The organism is Streptomyces sp. NPDC051976 (assembly GCF_040680795.1).
In the GTDB taxonomy this organism is placed as follows: domain Bacteria; phylum Actinomycetota; class Actinomycetes; order Streptomycetales; family Streptomycetaceae; genus Actinacidiphila.
In genome coordinates this window covers 181930-201297 of the sequence record NZ_JBFAXL010000011.1, presented here as the reverse complement: position 1 = coordinate 201297, position 19368 = coordinate 181930, and the positions used below count along the sequence as shown (strand labels likewise).

The window sequence follows — 19368 nt, the reverse complement described above, 5'->3', positions numbered from 1 at the left end:
GCAAGACGGATCACCAGACATGGCCCCCCTTCTCCCGAAGTTACGGGGGCATTTTGCCGAGTTCCTTAACCATAGTTCACCCGAACATGGTGATCCGCGGGCCACGCCCTAGGCGCGGGGTGTGCGGCGGGTGACGGGGCGGGCGTGCTGCAGCCGCCGCCCGACGAGCACGGCCAGGGGCAGGGCGGCCGCGGTCCAGGAGGCGGCGACGATCAGGACGACGAGCAGTAAGTGCGTCACGGCGGTTCCAGGGCTGAGAGGAAACGGCGTAGTACCTACGTCTTGCCCGCCCTGGCGCACTCATACCTGTGCGCGGCCGATCCGTTCCCGGGACGGGGCTGACCGCTGAAGGGCCATCAGAAACGCACAGTATCGGCCATGGCTGTGCGAGCCCTTGCCCCCCGTGCCGCCCCTCCACTAATAAACCGTCAAGAACAATCAGAATCCCGCGGGTTGGAAGGCTCGGTCGTGATCGGTTGTGCGCCTTCCGCCCTTCCCCCCTCTGGCGGTGATCAGGAACCATGGCAGCGAGAACCACGGCGACGAAGCGCGGCACACGGTGGAGAGTCCTCCTGCTCGGCGTACTGGCCCTGTTCGCGGCGGGCCTGGCGGGTCCGTCGTCACCGGCCGCGGCCGCGGCGACGGCCACCTCGGTCACCCTCGACGGCACCTCGGCCGGACGCACCCTCGACGGGGTGGGCGCGATCAGCGGCGGCGGCGGCAACAGCCGGCTGCTGATCGACTACCCCGAACCCCAGCGCACCCAGGTGCTCGACTACCTCTTCTCGCCCCACGTCGGGGCCGCCGTGCAGATCCTCAAGGTCGAGGTCGGCGGCGACACCAACTCGACCAGCGGCGCCGAACCCAGCCACGAGCACACCTCGGGCGACCTCAACTGCGGCCGCGGCTACGAGTGGTGGCTGATGGAACAGGCCAAGGCCCGCAACCCCGCGATCAAACTGGCCGCGCTGTCCTGGGGTGCCCCCGGCTGGATCGGCAACGGCAACTTCTGGTCCACCGACATGGTCAACTACCTGATCTCGTACCTGGACTGCGCCAAGAGCCACGGGCTGACGATCGACTACCTGGGCGGCTGGAACGAACGCGGCTATGACAAGGGCTGGTACGAACAGCTCAAGTCCAGCCTGAACGCCCACGGTTACGGCGCGGTGAAGGTGGTCGCGGACGACACCAGCTTCCAGCCCGCCGACGACGTGGTGTCCGACCCCGCGTTCGCCGCCGCCGTGGACGTCCTCGGCTCGCACTACCCGTGCGGCTACCGCGGACCGCAGACCACCTGCCCCAGCTCCGGCAACGCGATCGCGTCCGGCAAGTCGGTGTGGGCCAGCGAGAACGGCTCGGACGACTACAACACCGGGGCCGCGGCGCTGGCCCGCGGCATCAACCGCGGCTACATCGACGGCAAGATGACCGGCTATCTCAACTGGCCGATCGTCGCCGCCATCACCCCGAACCTGCCCTATCCGACGATGGGCGTGGCGGTCGCGGGACAACCCTGGTCCGGTGCCTACTCGGTGGGCAAGAACGCCTGGGTGATGGCGCAGACCACGCAGTTCACCGCACCCGGCTGGCGCTATCTGGACGCCGCCTCCGGCTACCTCGGCGGCGACCGCGCCAACGGCAGCTATGTGACCCTGCGTTCGCCGAGCAGCGGCGACTACAGCACCGTCGTGGAGACCACCCAGGCCACCGCCGCCCAGACGTTCACCGGCACCGTGAAGGGCGGGCTGTCCACCGGCACCGTCCACATCTGGGCGACCAAGGTGGACCCCTCCTCCGGCGACAACCTCCAGCACACCGGGGACGTCGCGCTCAGCGGCGGCACCTTCTCGGTCACCCTGCAGCCCGGCTACGTCTACACCCTGACCACCACCACGGGCCAGGGCAAGGGCACCGCGACCGGGCCCGCGTCCGCCGCCATGGCCCTCCCGTACAGCGACGGCTACGACTCCTCCGCGGTCGGCACCGAGGCGAAGTACCTCTCCGACATCCAGGGCGCCTTCGAGGTCACCGCGTGCGGCGGCGGCCGCTCCGGCCGGTGCGTACGCCAGATGACGCCGCGCGCCCCCATCGCCTGGGCGAAACTGGGCGACCCGTCCGCGCTGCTCGGCGACACCACCTGGTCCAACTACCAGGTCTCCTCGGACGTCCTGCTCGAACAGGCGGGATACGCCGAGATCATCGGGCGCGCGGGCTGGCAGAACTACGGCACGGCAGGACTGGACGCGTACTACCTGCGGCTGAGTAACACCGGCGCCTGGTCGCTGCTGCGCAACGACACCAGCAACACCATGACCACCCTCAAGAGCGGAAGCATCGCCGCGCCCGGTACCGGAACCTGGCACAACCTGTCGCTGACGTCCTCCGGCAGCATATTGACCGCCGCGATCGACGGAGCGACCGTGGCGACCGCGACCGACACCAGCTGGGGCACGGGACAGGTCGGACTCGGCACCAGCCAGAGCGAGACCGCCCAGTTCGACAACCTGCGGATCACCCCCGTCAGCGGACCGCCGCCGCCGGTGACCGGCCGGCTGGTGGGCACCGGGTCGGGACGCTGCCTCGACGTGCCGGGCGGGGCCACTGCCAACGGCACCCAGGTGGAGCTGTGGGACTGCAACGGCGGCACCAACCAGCAGTGGACGCAGGCCTCCAACGGCGCGCTCCAGGTGTACGGCACCAAGTGCCTGGACGTGCTCAACCAGGCCACCACCGCCGGCTCCCCGGTCGCCATCTGGGACTGCAACGGCGGCGCCAACCAGCAGTGGACCGCGAAGCCCGACGGCACCCTCGTCGGCGTCCAGTCGGGGCTGTGCCTCGACGCCACGGGCGCGGGCACCGCCAACGGCACGGCCATCGAGATCTGGACGTGCAACGGCGGCTCGAACCAGAAGTGGACCCGCTCCTAGCGGGCCCGGCGGGTGCCCCCGGTCCGAACGGGCCGGGGGCACCCCCATGTCCGGCGCATATTCCGCGAATGATCGCGGGGGACGCGGCGTGCCCGGGGCCCGCCGTACGATACCCAAGAGTATTGACACACAACCCTCACTTTCGTTAAGTTCCTCTCGTCCTCGTACTGCTGGCACTGCATCGGAGTGGCGTTGGCGCACTTAGCTTTTATGCACGCCATGTACGAGCAGAAGATCAGCGCGTTCCGCACCGCGAAACGCCTCGGCCACCGCATCACCGTCGTCGGACCTGAATTGCCCGAATGGGCAATGCCCTACGTGGACGGGCTGGTCAAGGTCGAGACGCACCCGGCCGCCGAAATGGCGGTGGCCCTCGACGAACTGCGCCGATGTCATGCCATCGACGCGTTCGACGGAGTGGTCACCTTCTGGGACCACGGCGTGACCCCCGCCGCCGAAATGGCCGAGGCGCTGGGGCTTCCCGGTGGTGGAGCGCACGGCGCCCGCACCGCGCGGAACAAGGCGGCGATGCGCGAGGCGCTCGCCGCCGCCGGTGTGCCCTGCCCCGCCGCCGCCCGGGTGACCGGCTGGCGGGAACTGGAGGCGGCCGCCGAACGTATCGGTTATCCGGCGATCTACAAGCCGACCGGCGGCGCGGGCAGCGCCGGAATATTCCGGGTGGATTCCGCCGACCAACTGCGCGCCGCCTACGACGAGGGCGCCACTTTCGCCGCCCCCGACGCGGACGCCTTCTTCGCCTACTTCCCGCATGAATTCGTCTACGAGGAATACCTGCGCGGACACGAGGTCAGTGTCGAAGGCGTGGTGAGCGCGGGTGACATCCAGATATCCGGTGCGACGGACAAAGTCGTGGCCGCCGACGGCTATTTCACCGAATACCAGAATTCCTTTCCCGCCCGGCTCGGCGAGGACGGCCTCAGGGAGGCCGTCGACATCGCGACCCGGGCGGTCGCCGCGCTCGGCCTCGACGGCGTCGGGTTCCATGTCGAGGTGATGCTGACCGACACCGGCGGCAAGGTCATCGAGGTCAACGCCCGCCTCGGCGGCGGCTTCATCGCCTCCCACCTCGTCCCGCTGGCAGGCGGTGACGACCTGCTCGCCGCGGCCGTCGACGCCGCCCTCGGCCGCCCCGTCCACCTCGGCGCCGTGCCCGACGGCGGGTCCTGCAACCGCTATCTGCTGGCCGGGGGCCCCGGCACCGTCCGCGCCTGGGAGGGCCTGGAGGAAGCGCGCCGCTGCCCGGGCGTGGTGGAACTCGGCGTCCTCAAGCACGTCGGGGACCAGGTGCTCCTGCCGCCGGAGAACTTCTTCGCCCATCAACTCGCCCATGTGATCACCCGCGGCGCCGACGCCGACGAGGCGATCGCCAGGGCCGAGCACGCACTGAGCGTTCTGAGGTGCCGTATCGACTGAACCACCGCACGCGTTCACCGCAACTCATCACCACGGGGGATAGACAATGGAACATCCGCTGCTGCTCCTGGGCGGCGCCAGCGCCGCGCCCGGACGCGACAGCCTCGACCAGGCCGCCGCACGCGGTCTGGCCGTCTGGCTGGCCGACACCCCGGCGAACCTCGCCGCGTGTCCCGAGCTGACCGCACGCGCGAGCCATGTCGTCGCGCTCGACCACACCGATGTGGCCGCCTGCCTGTCCTGGGCCGGAATCGAGGGCAGGGCGGCCGAGTTGGCCGGTGTGTACGGCTTCCGCGAGCAGGCCGTCGAGTCGGTGGCCGCCGTCGCCGAACTCCTGGGACTGCCCGGCAACGGGCGGCAGACCGTACGGCGGCTGCGGGACAAGCACGCCTGCCGCACCGCGTTACGGGAGGCGGGCTTCCCGCAACCGGTGTCGCTGGTCTGCGGCACCCGCGAGCAGGCCGCCGACTTCATGGCCGCGACCAACGGCCCCTGGGTGGTCAAACCCCCGGTGGGGCAGGGCAGTTCCGGGGTCAGCCTGGTCGACGGGCCCGCCGGGCTCGACCGCGCGCTGGCACATCTGGCCGCCGCCGCGAACGGCGCCGGCATCCTCATCGAGACCTTCCAGCCGGGCCGCGAGTACAGCGTCGAAGGCGTGTGCGTCGAGGGCCGCGGCCATGTCCTGGCGATCACCCAGAAGACGACCACCGGCGCCCCGCACTTCGTCGAACTCGGCCACTCGCTCCCCGCCGAACTCCCCACCTCCACCGCCGACATCGTCGCCGCCACCGTCCGCGACGCCCTCGCGGCGCTCGGCGTCGGCTGGGGCGTCTTCCACGCCGAGTGCTGGGTCGACGGCGACCGCGTGGTCCTCGGCGAACTGCACAACCGCCCGGGCGGCGACCACATCCACACCATGACGCAGCACATCACCGGTGTGGAGCTGCACGGCACCGTCTTCGACCAGCTCCTCGGCCGCCCCGTCGACACCACCGCCTTCCGGGCCCGCAGCGGCGCCGCCATCCGCTTCCTGACGCCCCCGCCCGGCCGGGTGACGGCCGTCTCCGGATGGGACGCGGTCCGCCACGACCCCCGGGTGCTCGTCTCCCACCTCGACCTGGCCCCCGGCGCCGTCGTACCGCCGCTCACCTCCTCCGACGACCGCCGCGGCTTCGTCGTCGCGGGCGGCAGGACCCGCCGCGCGGCCGAGGACGCCGCCGCCGCGCTGTGCGCCGCCGTCACGGTGACCACCGCCCCCGCGGCCGTCGCCCACTCCCTGCCCGCCGCGCCCGAGGAGGCCGCCGTATGACGCCCGACCCGCGGTTCGCCGCCCTGCGCCAGGCGCTGCCGGTGATCGGTGCCGGCGGGTACTTCAACAGCGGTTACACCGGCCCGCTGTGCCGCGCCGCCCACGAGGCGATCATCGCCACCAGCACCCGGGAGTTCGGCACCGGCCGGATGGGCGCCGCGGCCCGCGCGCTGCGCGTGGCGGCGCACGACTCCGCCAGGGAGCGCACCGCGCGCCTGCTGGGCGCGGGCGCCGGCGAGGTGGCGCTCACCCACCACACCACCGACGGCATGAACGCCGTCGCCCACGGCCTGGACTGGCGGCCGGGCGACAACGCCGTCACCACCCGGATCGAGCACAAGGGCGGCCTGCTGCCGCTCGGCGTGCTGCGCGAGCGGCGCGGCGTCGAACTGCGCACCGTCGACTGGGCGCCCGGCGAACCCCAGCACGAACTGCCGCGGCGGATCGCCGCCGCCATCGACGCCCGCACCCGGCTCGTCGTGGTCAGCCATGTCTCCTACGTCGACGGCGGGATCCTCGACCTCGCGCCGGTCGTCGAGGCCGCGCACCGGCACGGCGCCTTCGTCGCGGTCGACGGCGCCCAGTCCGCCGGGGTGCTGCCCGTCGACGTCGCCGCGATGGACGCCGACGCCTACGCCGTCTCCGGGCAGAAGTGGCTGTGCGGCCCCGAGGGGACCGGCGCGCTCTATCTGCACCCGCGCGGACTCGACCGGGTCGCCCAGACCTTCGTCGGCTGGGCGTCGGTGGACACCTGGGAACTCGACGGGCACTTCGTGCCGAACGCCGACGTCACCCGCTTCGAGATCGGCACCCGCGGCCTGCCGCAGGTCGCCGGGTTCGACGCCGCCCTCGGCTGGCACCTGGACGAGGTCGGCACCGCATGGGCCGCCAAGCGCACCGCCGACCTCGCCGAGGAGGCCCGGCAGACACTCACCGGGCGCCCAGGACTGACCGTCCTCACCCCCGACAACCACACCGGACTGCTGTCGGTGCAGACCGAGGTGCCCGCCGAGACCGTGGTGGAGCGGATGGCGGAGCGCGGCTTCACGGTCCGCACCATCCAGGGATACGACTGCGTACGCGCCTGCGTCGGCTGGTTCCACACCTCCGACGAGGTGGTGGCGCTCACCGGCGCACTGCTGGAGGCGACCCGGCCGTGACCCGTTCACGCGCCCGCCGTCACTGAACCGCCCCACCCCACCCCGACGTTGCCCCACCCCGGAGGCTGCTGTGCGCCGTGACCGGCGTGTTCTGCGCGGCTCAGTCCGCATACCGACGTCCAAACCCGACACCCAGCGCGCCCTGTTGATGGGCGCGCTGGCCGACGGCACGACCACCGTGCACCGACCGAACGTCTGCTCCGAGTCACTGGTGCTCCAGGAGGCGTGCGCCGAACTCGGCGCCCGCTTCCACCACGACCCGGACGCGGACCTGATCACGGTCGAGGGCACCGGGGGAGCGCCCGTCACCCCCTCGACGATCCTGCGGACCGCGGGCTCCGGCTTCGCGCTGCGGCACCTGGTCGCCGTGACCAGCCTGGTCGAGGGCCCCTGCGTCCTCACCGGTGAACGCCGCCTCGCGCAGCGCCCGTTGGGCCCGCTGGTGGACGCCCTCACCGAACTCGGCGGCAAGCTGGAGTCGGCCGAGACCGGCTCGGCGCTGCCGCTGGTCAACTGGGAGCACGGGCTCACCGGCGGGACCGTACGCGTTCCGGCCGACGAGACCTCGCAGTTCGTCAGCGCCCTGCTGCTGGTCGCCCCCTACGCGTCGGGCCCGGTGGCCGTCGAGGTGCCGCGGCCCGTGGTCGGCGCCCCGTACATCCGGATGACGGTGGCGATGATGCGGGAGTTCGGCGGGCACGCCGAGACCGACGGGTTCGACGGCGTGAGCCGGATCGAGGTGCGGCCCGGCGGCTACCGGGGGCGGGAGCTGGCGGCGGGACCCGACGCCACGTCGCTGTTCTACTTCCTCGCCGCGGCCGTGGTGACCGACGCCGACATCGTGGTGCGTGATGTGCCGCTGGGCCGCCACCCCTTCCTGGACACGGTGGTGGCCGTCGGCCGGCGGCTGGGCGTGAGCGTCACGGTCGAGGGCGACGACATCCGTATCGTCTCCGGACCGCCGCCCCAGGAACTGCTGGAGATCGACGCCCGCGACATCCCCACCCTGGTCCCCGCGCTTGCCGCGGTCGCCTCCGACCTCCCGGCCGGGTTACGGCTGACCGGCGCCGGGCACATCCGGCACCACAAGACCAGCCGCCTGGCCGTGGTGATGGAGCAACTCGCGCTGCTCGGACGGCCGTTGACGCCGCTGTTCAACGGCGCCGCGCTCGACGGCTTCGCCACCGCGCCCACCGGGCGGCCCACGGCGTCGACCGTCGACGGACACGGCGACCACCGCAACGTCATGGCCCTCCACCTCGCGGGCCTCACCCTGCCCGAACAGATCACCGTCATCGGCGCCGAGACCCTGACGACGTCCTTCGCCGATTTCCTCGACCGCTTCCGCGACCTCGGCGGCGGCGCCCCGCAGGACGACGGCGCCGCGCGGACCGCACCGGCCACCGCCACCGCCCCGCTGCTCATCCCCCGGCCGGGTACCTCCGGCCTGCTCCCCGGCACCCGATGTCGCTGACCGACCCACACCCCGGAACGGAAACCATGGTGAACACGAGCGAGACCCTGCACCTGCGCCCCGGCACCCGGCTGACGGGAGCGATCCGCCCGCCCGGCGCCAAGAGCGGCACCGTACGCGCACTGCTCTGCGGCACACTGGCCGCGGGCACCACCCGCATCGAGAACGCCGGCTCCGGTGACAACATCCGGGCCATGGCCGCGGCCTGCCGGGTGCTCGGCGCCCGGATCGATGAGCTGGACGAGCGGACCTGGACCGTCACCGGCGTCGACCACGTACTGCCCGACCTCGCCGAACTCGACGCCGGGAACTCCGGGATCGTGCTGCGGCTGCTCACCGCCGTGGGCGCGGCGATGGGCCAGTGCACGGTCGGCACCCGCTTCACGGAGTCGCTGGGCCGCCGCGGCAACCACGAGATCGTCGACACCTTGCGGATGTTCGGCGCCGAGGCCGCGGGCCGCGGCGACGAGGCGTGCCCGCCCCTGGTCGTCGGACGCGGCACCGGACTGCGCGGCGGACGCGTCACCGTCTCCGGCAGGCGCAGCTCCCAGTTCCTGTCGGGACTGCTCTTCCTCGCCCCGCTGGTGGGCTCCGACGTCGAGATCGAGGTCGTCGACGGGCTCAGCTCGATCCCGATGGCCATGACCAGCGTCGAGGCACTGGCGAGAGCCGGAGTGCGGGTCGACGTCTCGGACGACCACCTGCTCTACACGATCGCCGGCGGCCAGCGGTACCGGGCGTCCTCGTACGAGATCGCCAGCGACGCCTCCAGCATGGCCGGGCTGCTCGCCGCCGCGGCCGCCGTACCGGGTTCGGTGACCGAGGTGAGCGGCTTCGCGGGCAACGACCTGGGCACCGCCGCGATGATCGAGGCACTGGGCGCGATGGGCGTCACCATCGAGCGGAACGGATCCGTGCTGGTCTGCCACGGCGCCGAGACCATCCGCCCGATCGAGCTGGACGGCTCCGCCTGCCCCGACAGCGTGCTCCCGATGGCCGCGCTCGCCGCCTTCGCCGACGGCACCAGCGTGTTCTCCAACGTGGAGACGCTGCGGTTCAAGGAGTGCGACCGCATCACCGACTTCCTCCACGAACTCGCCGCCGCGGGCGTGTCGGTGGAGGAGCGGCGCGACGCGATCATCGTGCACGGCCGCGGCGCGGTGACCGGCGGCACCGAGGTCTTCGGGCACCACGACCACAGCGTCATCATGGCCATGGCCACCGTGGCGCTGCGCAGCGAGCGGGGCCTGACCATCCGCGGCTGCGCCTCCGTCGGCCAGACCTACCGCGGCTTCTTCGACGACCTGCGCACCCTCGGCGCCGATGTCTCCGCCGTCGACGGCACCCCGGACTCCCCGGACACCCCGCACGCCCAGGAGGCGACGATGAGCGACGACCGCTACCACGGCAGCCTGGACCGGATCGCGGACGGCGTCCGCGCCTGGAACGACCGCTGCGCCGCCCAGGCCCCCGAGGTGCTGGAGATCCAGCCCGCGCCCGGCGTCTGGTCGATCAAGCAGAACACCTGGCACCTCGCCGACGCCTTCGAGGCCACCACGCTGCGGCTGCGCGCGATGCTCGGCGAGGACGAGCCGCAGCTGCTGCGCTTCGACGCCGACGAGTGGGCCGCCGACCGCGACTACCAGGGCCGCCCCTGGTACGAGGCCGTCGCCAAGCTCAACCAGCAGCTCGGCCGGCTGCTGGCGACCGCGGGCGACTTCGGCCCCGCCGAACTGGCCAGGACGGGCCGCCAGCACAACATCGCCGTCAACATCCTCGGCCGTGACAGCGAGGTGCTGACCGTACTCGACCTGCTGGAGTTCGAGGCGGCGCACGTCGACGAGCACACCGAGAGCACCGTGAAGATCATCGCCGAGTTCGGCAAGGACGCCGCCGACCCCGCGCACTGAACCGGCCGCCCCGCCCGCACGGGCGGCCGGGACGAGGAGAGCGCCGCGCCGGCAGCCCGCCGGCGCGGCCAGGAGAGGACCGAGGACCACCGTGGACACCGACACCGACACCGTCGTCAGCACCCCGCCCGAGCAGCGCCGCCAGGACCGCCGCTGGTTCGGCTTCCTGCTCAGCGAGTGGAGCGTGTCCAATGTCGGCTACTACGCGGTCCAGTCGATCCTGTCGCTGTACTTCCTCACCTCGCTGCGGCTGAGCCCCGGCGCCGCGGGCAGCCTGGTGCTGGTCACCTCGATCGCCTTCCGGCTCAACCGCATCTTCCTCGCACCGCTGATCGACCGGCTGCGCCCGCGTACCGCCGTCTTCGCCGGACTGCTGGTGGGCGCGGCCGGATACGTCGGTCTCGCCCTCACCCGCAGCCCCGCGCTGGTCACCGCGCTGCTGCTGGTGATCGGCGTCGGCGGCGCCACCAACGCGCTGTCGGTCAAGACGCTCGCCGCGGAACTCACCCCCGGCAGCACCTCCCCCCTGCTGCGGTACGCCTCGCTCAGCACCGGCCTCAACCTGGCGGCGGCCACCGGCCCGCTGATCGCCAGCGCCCTCTACCCGGGACGCGGCGCGGGCTGGGTCTTCGGCGTCGCCGCGCTCTGCTACGCGCTGGCGGCCTTCCTCGCGCTGTTCGTCCCGGCCTCCGCGCACGAGTCCGCGGCCCGCCCGACCTGGCGGGCCACCAGCCGCGGAGTGCTGGCCAGCCGCGACTTCCGCCGCATCCTGCTGCTGACCGTGGTCGGCTTCTTCCTCTACTCGCAGCTCTTCAGCACCCTGCCGTACTTCGTGACCGAGGCCCTGCACCGGCCGGGCCTGCGCGGGTCGTACTTCACCGTCAACGCCGTGCTGGTCATCGCCTGCCAGATCCCGCTGGGCCACTGGCTGCAGCGCTCCCGGCGGCCGGAACTCCCGGTCATCCACGGCGGCTACGCCCTCTTCCTGGCCGGGTTCGTCCTGCTGTGGATCGCACCGCGCTGGTGGATGGCGTACGCCGCGGTCACGCTGTGGACGTTCGGCGAGATGCTCATCATGCCGACCCTGGACACCATGACCGCCCGCACCCTGGAGCCGCACCAGCGGATGGTCGGCTTCTCCTTCGCCGGAGTGGCCATGTCGGTCGGCGACGGTCTCGGCGGCGCCGTCGGGGTCGCCCTCGCCGGATGGCTGAACCAGCACCACCGGCTGAACCAGCTGTACGGGGTGATGGCGCTCTTCGCGGCGCTGGTCCTCGTCGCCGCCGGTCTGTACACCTGGTCCGGCCGGTCCGGCGGCCGCACCGCGGACACCCCGAAGGAGAGTGCCTGATGTCCGACGCGCACACCGCCGACGAGGGGCGGGCCCCCCGCCGCGTCCTGGTGGTCATGGCCCATCCCGACGACGTCGACTACGGCGCCGCGGGCACCGTCGCGCGGTGGACGGCGGCCGGGCACGACGTGCGGTACTGCGTCGTCACCGACGGGGACGCGGGCGCCGAGGACCCGGAGACCGACCGCGCGGCGCTGGCCGCGACCCGGCGCGGCGAGCAGCGCGACGCGGCCGCCGTGGTCGGCGTCAAGGACGTGACCTTCCTCGGCTATCCGGACGGCCGGGTCGAGACCGGGCTCGCCCTGCGCCGCGACGTGGCCCGGGTGATCCGCCGCTGCCGCCCCGACCTCGTCCTCACCCACAGCCCCGACCGCGACCTGGTGCACGTCAAGGCGAGCCACCCCGACCACCGCGCGGTGGGCTCCGCCGTCCTGGACGCCGTCTACCCCGACGCGCGCAACCCCTGCGCCTTCCCCGAGCTGCTGCACCAGGACGGCCTGGCCGCGTGGACGGTCCCCGAGGTGTGGGTACGCGGCGGACCGGTCACCAACCACCACGTCGACGTCACGGACACCTTCCACCTGAAGATGACCGCCATCCGCGCGCACGTCAGCCAGGGCGGCCAGAGCGCGGAGTTCGAGGAGACCATGCGCGCGCGGCTCGCGGCGCTCGCCCGGGACGCGGGACTGCCCGACGGGCGGCTGTGCGAGGCGTATCTGCGCATCGACACCAGGTGACCGCGGACGGACACGCCGCGGCCGGGGGCGCCGAGAAGTCGTGAAGTCGGGGAGCCGCGCGTAGAATCGGCACTCTCAGCAGCCCTTCTCCGCGAAAAGAAGTGCGGCATGCACATCCTGGACGACCATTCGGGTCTCTCCGTACGTGCGCGGCGTCTGCTCGAACGCACCGGCACGCGCTGCCAGTCGCCCGCGTCGCGGATCCCCACCGAGTTCCTGCTGCTGCCCGACGGAAGCGGCCGGCAGATCCGTACCCCGATGCTGCTGGTGCTGCGCCGCGAAGGCTTCGACGACCGGTACGGCGGGCTGCGCTACCAGGTCCGCCGCAGCCGTCTCGTCGGCGGTGAGCGGCACGAGACCCGTACCGCCTGGGAGTTCGACCTCGGCGCCCTGATGCGGCCCGACCCCATGGGCGGCTGGACCTTCGAGTGGTCCGGCGAGCGCCTGCCGTCCGCCTTCCACTACCTCGTGCACTCCGACGGCCGGGTGGGTGTCGACGACGGCACCCCGGTCTTCCTGGAGATCGCCCCTTCGGTGCCCGCGCTCATCGAGTCGCACGCCCTCACCGACATGGTCGCCGGCTGGGACCAGTGCGGCCTCGATGTCGACCGGTTCGAGCTGGCCCGCCGTCTCGACGGGCTCAGCGAGGTGCGTGAGGCGTCGGGTCCCACGGTCCGCTGGCGGGTCTCCGACGACGTGGTGGTCCAGGAGTTCCGCCACTGGAGCAGCACGTCGCCGCGCCGCCCGCGCGCCTTCATCTGGACCCGCGACGCGGCGGGCCGCCGCCGGGTGGAGTCGGCGGCGGCCCGGATGGTGTCGGTGCGGACGGTGGAACGGCTGCGCTGAGCCGCCGCGACCGGCCGGGGCCCGCCCCGGCCGGAGGACCCGGGCTGAAGACCCGGCTTGAGAACACGCCCTAGCGTGCGGCGTCCAGCCGCTCGAACCAGCGCAGGATGTCGGGCAGTCCGCGCAGCGCCCCGTGCTGGTGGTCGAGGTCGCCGAGGTCCGTCAGGTGCGCCGGGGTCCCCGAGGCGTGCAGCGCGGCCAGGCAGTGCGCGCTGTTCTGGAAGGCGACGTCACCGTCGCCCTTCGCCGCCCACAGCTGGACGGGCTCGGCCGGCCGCCACCCGGCGCAGGTCAGGCTGTTGGCGTGCAGCGCCTGGCGCAGTGCGCCCGTGGGGTGCCGCAGCCGGGCGAGATAGGCGGGGGTGAGCAGGTCGTTCACATCGGCGGGCAGCGCCCGGTAGATCGCGGTGTAGTCGTGGGCGCCGTCGAAGACCGAGGGGATCAGCTGGGCGTAGCGGCCGCGGAACACCTCGCCGGGGGAGTCGTACAGGTGGTAGACGGGGTTCCAGCCGATGGTGAGATAGGCGAGGTAGAAGCTGACCTCGACTCCGGTGAGCTGGTGGGTGCCGAGGGCGATGGGCAGTTCGGCGCCCGTCAGGTCGTACGGTCCGCTCAGCGCGCCGATGGCGGTCACCGAGGTGCCGGGCACGGGGTGGGCGTGCAGGGTCTTGCCCAGGTCCATCGCCGCGGTCGCCCCCTGGGAGAACCCGGCGACACGGATACCCGGGTCGAGGGTGCGGCCCTTCTTCCGGGCCAGGTCGCGGGCGGCGGCGAGCATGTCGGTCGCCGAGGTGGTCTCCGCCGCGTGCACCATGTACGGGTGCGGGCCGGGGCCCGAGCCGAGTCCGAGGTAGTCGGGGGCCACCCCCGCGTATCCGGCCGCGGCGAACATCGGGCCCGCCGCGGCGTCGTAGTTGTCTCCGGTGGCGCTGGCCACGGCGTTCTTCGGCACGGTGGTGCCGTGCAGGTAGACGACCGGCGCGAGACCGCGGCGCCCGCTGTCGGGCAGGGCCAGGACGCCGCTGGCGGTGGTGGGGCGGCCCGCGACGTCGATCGTCCGGTACGTGACGCGGTACTCGGTGAAGCCGTAGCGCGCGGCGGGGGAGCCGTAGCCCTGTGCGGTGAGCCACGCGCCCGCCTGCGCGCGGCTCAGGGTGCGCAGCACGGTGGCCGCGACCAGCGTGCCGCGCCCGCCGGTGTGCGAGGCGCTGCCCGTGGCGGCGGGCGTGGCGGCGGGCGCGGCGGCGGGTGTGGTCCCGGCACCAGGGGAGTGCACCGTCGCGCCGGAGGCGGAGGAGCAGGCGGCGGTGGCGGCGAGAAGTGTGGTGGCGACGGCTGCGGCGCCGAGCCGCGCGGTGCGTCTGACGGAGAGGGACTTCATGTGTCCTGACGCTAGGCAGCGGCCGTGAGCCGGGACATCCGGCGTCCACCCGGACCCTGGTGGGGTTATCCCCCGGTGCAACGTTCCACCGCGCCGCGACCAGCCGTCACCGTCGGGCGTCCGCCCGGTTGTTCCGTCCGCCGTGCAACGAAATCCCCTTGTCCGAGAGTCTGTTGGGACAGGCGGACCGCGCCGGAAGGCGGTTGCTTGACCCGGTCTCGGCGGTGCGCCTACTGTCACCTCAGCCTCTGCGATTGAATCGATTCACACCCCTTTTCGCGACTCAGGAGTCCCCATGTCCCGTGCGCTCAGCCGCCGTTCCTTCCTCCAGGCCGGAACCGCCGTCGCGGCCGCCGCCACCGGCGCCCTCGGTGCGCTGCCCGCATCCGCCGCCACCGGAACCGGGCCCGGCTTACCCCGCCCGACCCCCGCCTCCGCCCCGAAGATCCGCTGGTGGCTGCCGATTGCCGACACCGACCCCGGCGAACTCGTCCGCGAGGTCGACGCCATCGCCGACGCCGGGATCGGTGGCGTGGAGCTGATCGCCATGTCGGTGCCGGGTGTCGACGCGCCCACGTACGGCTGGGGTTCGCCCGCCTGGGAGGACCGCGTCACCACGGTGCTGGGCGCCGCCCGCGCCCGCGACCTCACCGTCGACCTGACCATCGGCCCCCAGTGGCCCGCGAGTTCACCCGCGCTCGACACCGACTCGCCCGCCGCCGCGCAGGAACTGGTCTACGGGCACGCCCGGGTCGCGGCGGGCGGCACCTACGACGGACCGGTCCCCGCCCCCGACCCCTTCGACGTCGGCGGCGGCTTCGGCGACACCCGGGTGCCGGGCACGCCCACGCTGGTGGCGCTCACCGCCGCCCGGCTGGTCGATCCCGCCGCCACCGCGAAGCCCGTACTGCTCGACCCCGGCTCGGTGGCCGACCTCACCGGTCTGCTGCACGACGGCGCGGTCACCTGGACGGCGCCCCCGGAGGGGGAGTGGCTGCTCTTCTCCTTCTGGCGGCGCGGCACCGGCCAGGTCGTCTCCGGCGCCCGGTCCGTCGCGCACGTGGTGGACCACTACGCCGCCGCGGGCACCGACGCCGTCGTCGCGTACTGGGACGCGAACGTCCTGACCCCCGCCCTCCGGCGGCTGCTCCGGCAGACCGGCGGCGATCTCTTCGAGGACTCGCTGGAGTTGCAGTTCGTGCTGCCGTGGACCGCCGACCTCCTCGCGGAGTTCGCGAGCCGCCGCGGCTACGCGCTCCCGAAGTACCTGCCCGTGCTGCTGATCCAGCACCTGCACGCCTTCACCGGCAACGGCCCCACCCCCGACAGCCCCGCCGACTTCGACTTCCCCGGCGACACCGGCGCCCGGGTGCGCAACGACTTCTACCAGGTGCTCAGCGAGCTGTACGAGACCCACCACCTCGACCGGATCCGCGCCTGGGCGCACTCCCTCGGCCTGAAGTACCGTGCCCAGCCGGGCTACGGCGCGGTGCTCGACATGGCGTCGGCCGCGCGCCATGTCGACGTCCCCGAGACCGAGCAGTTCTTCTTCGGCGACAACGTCGACGCCTACCGCGCCATGGCCGGGACCGTGCACCTCACGGGCAGCCCGGTGTTCTCGCTGGAGACCGCGCCCGTCCTCACCGCCATCCTGCAGGACGCGTACGGCGCCACCTGGCAGCGCATGCTCGACATCATCAGCCTCGCCTTCGCCGGAGGCGTCAACCAGGCGGTCTTCCACGGCTTCGCGTACGCCACCGCCCCCGGGGCGCAGTGGCCCGGCTGGGCGCCGTTCGCCTTCCCGGCCGGGGCGCCGGGCCCCGGCTTCGCCGAGGCGTGGGGCCCGCGCCAGCCGTCCTGGCGGCACATGCCCGACGTCACCGGCTACCTCGCCCGCCAGCAGCGGGTGCTGCGCGCCGGGATCCCGCGCGTCGACCTCGCCGTCTACCGGCAGAGCTACTGGGACACCTCCCACGACCGGCTGTTCACCGACTCCGCCGTGGCACGGGCCGGATACAGCTACGAGGCCGTGCCGCCCGCGCTCCTCGCCCAGGACCTGCCCGTCGGCTCCGGTCTCCTCGCCCCTGACGGCCCCGGCTACCAGGCGCTCGTCATCCCCGCGGGCACCCGGCTGGACGTCGCCACCGCCGAGGCACTGGTGGAACTGGCCGACCGGCGGCTCCCGTTGGTGGTCGTCGGCGCCCCGCCGGACCGCACGCCGTACCTCGACGCCACCTCCACCGACGACGCCCGGGTACGGGAGTTGATGGCCCAACTCCTGCGCGGGCCACGGGTCGTGCGGGTCCTCGGCGATGCAGATGTGCCCGCCGCACTGGCCGCGCTGCATGTCACCCCGCGCGTCCGCCCCGCCGAGCCCGTCGACCTGTGGTCGGTGACCCGGCAGGACCAACAGGCCGTGTACTGCTGGCTGTTCAACCCCGGCCCGGCGCGGGTCACCACCGAGGTGTCGCTGGCGGCCACCGGCACGCCGTATCTGCTGAACGCCTGGACGGGCGAGGCGGCACCGCTGCCCCGGCACCGCGCGGACGGCGGGCGCACCGTACTCCCGGTCGACCTGCCGCCGTCCGGCACCGTGCTGCTCGCGGTCGCCCAGCCGGGCGCCTTCGGCGCCGCGCCGTCAGGACCGCCGATCACCGCGAGCACCGCCGAGGTCGCCTGGAGCGCCGCCGGTACGACGCTGCGGGCGACCGCGCCCGGCAGCTACGGCGCCACCTACCAGGACGGGACGACGGGTTCGGTCCGGATCACCGACGTCCCCGCCGCGCTCACCCCCACCGGCTGGCACCTGTCGGTCGACGACTGGCGGCCGGGCGCGGACGCGGCGACGACGTCGGTCGTGACCCATGAACTCGACCTGGCGGAACTGCTGCCGTGGCCGGGGATCGCCGGTCTGGAGGACGTCTCGGGCATCGGCCGCTACACCGCCTCGTTCGACCTGCCCGCGAAGGAGTGGACGGGCGGGCGCGGTGCCTACCTGGACCTGGGCACGGTCTTCGACACCGTACGGGTCACCGTCAACGGGCACCCGCTGCCGCCGGTGGACCTCCGCCATCCGGTCATGGACCTGAAGGGATATCTGCGCGGCGGCCGCAACACCCTCCAGGTCGAGGTGTCCACGACCCTGCGCAACAGGCTGCGCACCCTGGTCCCCTCGCAGGCGGCCACCGCGCGCCAGGACTACGGCCTGCTCGGCCCGGTCACGGTGCGGCCGTACGGGGAGGCGCTGCTCTGACCCTGCGGTGAGCGGACCGGCCGTGGTGGTTGCCCGGCCGGCCGCTCACCGGGAGCGGTCAGCCGTGGTGGCCGCCGCCACCGCCGTCGAAGCCGCCGTGGTGGCCGCCGTGGCTCATCCCGTGCCCGCCCGCGAACCCGCCGGCGTCGTGGCCCGAGTGGTGGCCGTGGCTGTGGCTGTGGTGGCTGTGCCCGTGGTGGTGGCCGCCCCCGGAGCCGCCGAGACCCGCGTCGAGGTCCTGCTGGTCGGGCAGGCCGTCGAAGGAGGAGTGGTGGCCGCGTCCGACGCCGTGGCCGCGGGCACGGCCGCGTCGGCCCGCGGCCACCCCCACGACGAGCATGAACACGAAACCGACGCCGAGCAGTACGAAGACACCATTCATGCTGACCCCCGTGTCCTGTGGCCCGATCCCTCGGGCCTCTTACGGTGAGTGTTCGCCACGGGCCCGCCCATGTCACGCGACTTGATACTCATCTGAGCTTCGGCCGCGCCGGGCGTCGGCTCCGCGCACCGCAGGTGGCGGCGGCCCGTTCAACGGGCAGCGGGGCCCGGCGCGATGCCGGGCCCCGCTGCTTGTGTGCGACCGCGGCTAGTCGCAGTCGTCGGTGTTCATGGCGTCCGACGACATCATCGGCGTGCCCATGGGGTGGCTGAACATGCCCATGTGGCCCATGTGGTGGTCTCTCGGGGCCATGTGCCGGGTTCCGATGTTCTTGCCGTCCGAGGTGGTGTCCGACGAACCGTTGGTGCACGAGTCGCCGAGGGCCGGGTTGAGCAGCCCGATCACGTCGATCGAGTCGCCGCAGAGGTTGATCGGCACGTCGACCGGGACCTGGACGAGGTTGCCGGACAGGACGCCCGGCGAGCCGATGACGGCGCCGGTGGCGTGCGAGTCCGCCGAGGCGACCCCGCCCCCGGCCAGGATGATTCCGCCGACCAGCGCTGCCAGTACGGCACCGTTGCGCATGAGCTTCACGAATACTCCCTTGGTGCGGGTTGGTCTCCACCGGCGGCCGGAGCACGAGGGCCCGCATCCGCCGGTCCGACCACCCAGAGTTGGCCATCACCCGGCGCGGAGTCGGCTGCCGCGCCACAAGGTCACCCGGGCGGACCCTCCGGCCCGGCCGGGTCGGTCCGGTCCGCCCCGGGGGCGCCGGCACCCGCCGGGGCCCCGCTCAGCCCCGGCCGACAGCGGCGAAGCTGCGCCAGGGCGCCTGGCTCGGCACGTAGACGTCACTCAGCGTGGTGGCGAGATAGAACGTCTGGGTGCCGGGCGGCTGCTGGCAGTTGGGGTCCTGGTAGAGGATGAAGTCCGCCTGCGTGTGGTTGACCACGCTCCTGGCGCCTTCGGGCCCGAACGAGTGACAGCCCTCGATCAGCGGATTCTGGATCGTCACCACTGCCGCCGAAGGAGTGGTGAAGGTGACGTTGCCCAGCGAGGTGTGGTCGAACGCGGAACATCCCGTGGCGGTGAGCACCGCCAGCAGCGCTGCGCCGCGGATTGCCGCCTTACGGCGGTGGGACCGGGGGTGGGGCATGGGAGGAGTCCTCGTCTGTGCGGGAAGAGCGGGCTGCTTCCTGGC

Annotated in this window: 15 protein-coding genes; 10 read left to right on the top strand and 5 right to left on the bottom strand. The window is 72.9% G+C overall.

Going from position 1 to position 19368, the window contains the following annotated elements; translation table 11 throughout:
• Nucleotides 1-108: 108 nt before the first annotated feature.
• Nucleotides 109-240, bottom strand: a complete 132-nt coding sequence (locus tag AB0M29_RS15105; protein ID WP_365382695.1) for a hypothetical protein — start codon at nt 238-240, stop codon at nt 109-111.
• Nucleotides 241-521: 281 nt separating this feature from the next.
• Here AB0M29_RS15105 and AB0M29_RS15100 point away from each other — a divergent pair, with 281 nt between their 5' ends.
• From AB0M29_RS15100 to AB0M29_RS15060, 9 genes are all read left to right on the top strand, one after another.
• Nucleotides 522-2930 (top strand): ricin-type beta-trefoil lectin domain protein, encoded by a 2409-nt coding sequence (locus AB0M29_RS15100; protein WP_365382694.1) that lies wholly within the window; start codon nt 522-524, stop codon nt 2928-2930.
• A gap of 219 nt (nt 2931-3149) precedes the next feature.
• Entirely contained in the window at nt 3150-4364 is a 1215-nt protein-coding gene (locus AB0M29_RS15095) for an ATP-grasp domain-containing protein (RefSeq protein WP_365382693.1), read from the top strand.
• A 46-nt stretch (nt 4365-4410) separates the two neighbouring features.
• A complete protein-coding gene (locus tag AB0M29_RS15090) occupies nt 4411-5673 on the top strand; it encodes an ATP-grasp domain-containing protein (protein WP_365382692.1) in 1263 nt (420 codons plus the stop codon).
• Nucleotides 5670-6833, top strand: a complete 1164-nt coding sequence (locus AB0M29_RS15085; RefSeq protein WP_365382691.1) for an aminotransferase class V-fold PLP-dependent enzyme — start codon at nt 5670-5672, stop codon at nt 6831-6833. Before AB0M29_RS15090 ends, AB0M29_RS15085 begins: the two co-directional genes overlap by 4 nt.
• A 70-nt stretch (nt 6834-6903) precedes the next feature.
• Entirely contained in the window at nt 6904-8307 is a 1404-nt protein-coding gene (locus AB0M29_RS15080) for a hypothetical protein (protein ID WP_365382690.1), read from the top strand.
• Between the two features lie 26 nt (nt 8308-8333).
• On the top strand, nt 8334-10217 hold the full coding sequence (aroA, locus tag AB0M29_RS15075; RefSeq protein WP_365382689.1) for a 3-phosphoshikimate 1-carboxyvinyltransferase: 1884 nt from the start codon (nt 8334-8336) through the stop codon (nt 10215-10217).
• A gap of 91 nt (nt 10218-10308) precedes the next feature.
• Nucleotides 10309-11568 (top strand): MFS transporter, encoded by a 1260-nt coding sequence (locus AB0M29_RS15070; RefSeq protein WP_365382688.1) that lies wholly within the window; start codon nt 10309-10311, stop codon nt 11566-11568.
• Complete coding sequence (locus AB0M29_RS15065) at nt 11568-12305, top strand: PIG-L deacetylase family protein (protein WP_365382687.1); 738 nt, start codon at nt 11568-11570, stop codon at nt 12303-12305. The genes AB0M29_RS15070 and AB0M29_RS15065 overlap by 1 nt, the downstream gene beginning before the upstream one ends.
• A gap of 108 nt (nt 12306-12413) precedes the next feature.
• Nucleotides 12414-13151: a hypothetical protein gene (locus tag AB0M29_RS15060; protein ID WP_365382686.1), complete on the top strand. Its 738-nt coding sequence runs from the start codon at nt 12414-12416 to the stop codon at nt 13149-13151.
• Nucleotides 13152-13221: 70 nt separating this feature from the next.
• On the opposite strand, the gene AB0M29_RS15055 is transcribed toward AB0M29_RS15060, so the two are convergent.
• Nucleotides 13222-14532 carry a hypothetical protein gene (locus AB0M29_RS15055; protein ID WP_365382685.1) on the bottom strand — a complete coding sequence of 437 codons (1311 nt, stop codon included), beginning with the start codon at nt 14530-14532 and terminating at the stop codon, nt 13222-13224.
• A gap of 295 nt (nt 14533-14827) precedes the next feature.
• Here AB0M29_RS15055 and AB0M29_RS15050 point away from each other — a divergent pair, with 295 nt between their 5' ends.
• Nucleotides 14828-17785 (top strand): glycosyl hydrolase, encoded by a 2958-nt coding sequence (locus AB0M29_RS15050; protein ID WP_365382684.1) that lies wholly within the window; start codon nt 14828-14830, stop codon nt 17783-17785.
• A 58-nt stretch (nt 17786-17843) separates the two neighbouring features.
• Here the strand turns inward: AB0M29_RS15050 and AB0M29_RS15045 are convergent, their stop codons facing one another.
• From AB0M29_RS15045 to AB0M29_RS15035, 3 genes are all read right to left on the bottom strand, one after another.
• Nucleotides 17844-18167, bottom strand: a complete 324-nt coding sequence (locus tag AB0M29_RS15045) for a hypothetical protein (RefSeq protein WP_365382683.1) — start codon at nt 18165-18167, stop codon at nt 17844-17846.
• A 207-nt stretch (nt 18168-18374) separates the two neighbouring features.
• Nucleotides 18375-18752, bottom strand: coding sequence for a chaplin (locus AB0M29_RS15040; RefSeq protein ID WP_365382705.1), 378 nt, complete (start codon nt 18750-18752; stop codon nt 18375-18377).
• 208 nt (nt 18753-18960) lie between these two features.
• Nucleotides 18961-19323: a hypothetical protein gene (locus AB0M29_RS15035; protein ID WP_365382682.1), complete on the bottom strand. Its 363-nt coding sequence runs from the start codon at nt 19321-19323 to the stop codon at nt 18961-18963.
• Nucleotides 19324-19368 lie beyond the last annotated feature (45 nt).

Coding starts and splice junctions, on each gene's coding strand:
- AB0M29_RS15100 (WP_365382694.1), top strand. CDS start 522: ATGGCAGCGAGAACCACGGCGACGAAGCGCGGCACACGGTGGAGAGTC.
- AB0M29_RS15095 (WP_365382693.1), top strand. CDS start 3,150: ATGTACGAGCAGAAGATCAGCGCGTTCCGCACCGCGAAACGCCTCGGC.
- AB0M29_RS15090 (WP_365382692.1), top strand. CDS start 4,411: ATGGAACATCCGCTGCTGCTCCTGGGCGGCGCCAGCGCCGCGCCCGGA.
- AB0M29_RS15085 (WP_365382691.1), top strand. CDS start 5,670: ATGACGCCCGACCCGCGGTTCGCCGCCCTGCGCCAGGCGCTGCCGGTG.
- aroA (WP_365382689.1), top strand. CDS start 8,334: ATGGTGAACACGAGCGAGACCCTGCACCTGCGCCCCGGCACCCGGCTG.
- AB0M29_RS15065 (WP_365382687.1), top strand. CDS start 11,568: ATGTCCGACGCGCACACCGCCGACGAGGGGCGGGCCCCCCGCCGCGTC.
- AB0M29_RS15060 (WP_365382686.1), top strand. CDS start 12,414: ATGCACATCCTGGACGACCATTCGGGTCTCTCCGTACGTGCGCGGCGT.
- AB0M29_RS15055 (WP_365382685.1), bottom strand. CDS start 14,532: ATGAAGTCCCTCTCCGTCAGACGCACCGCGCGGCTCGGCGCCGCAGCC.
- AB0M29_RS15050 (WP_365382684.1), top strand. CDS start 14,828: ATGTCCCGTGCGCTCAGCCGCCGTTCCTTCCTCCAGGCCGGAACCGCC.
- AB0M29_RS15045 (WP_365382683.1), bottom strand. CDS start 18,167: ATGAATGGTGTCTTCGTACTGCTCGGCGTCGGTTTCGTGTTCATGCTC.
- AB0M29_RS15040 (WP_365382705.1), bottom strand. CDS start 18,752: ATGCGCAACGGTGCCGTACTGGCAGCGCTGGTCGGCGGAATCATCCTG.
- AB0M29_RS15035 (WP_365382682.1), bottom strand. CDS start 19,323: ATGCCCCACCCCCGGTCCCACCGCCGTAAGGCGGCAATCCGCGGCGCA.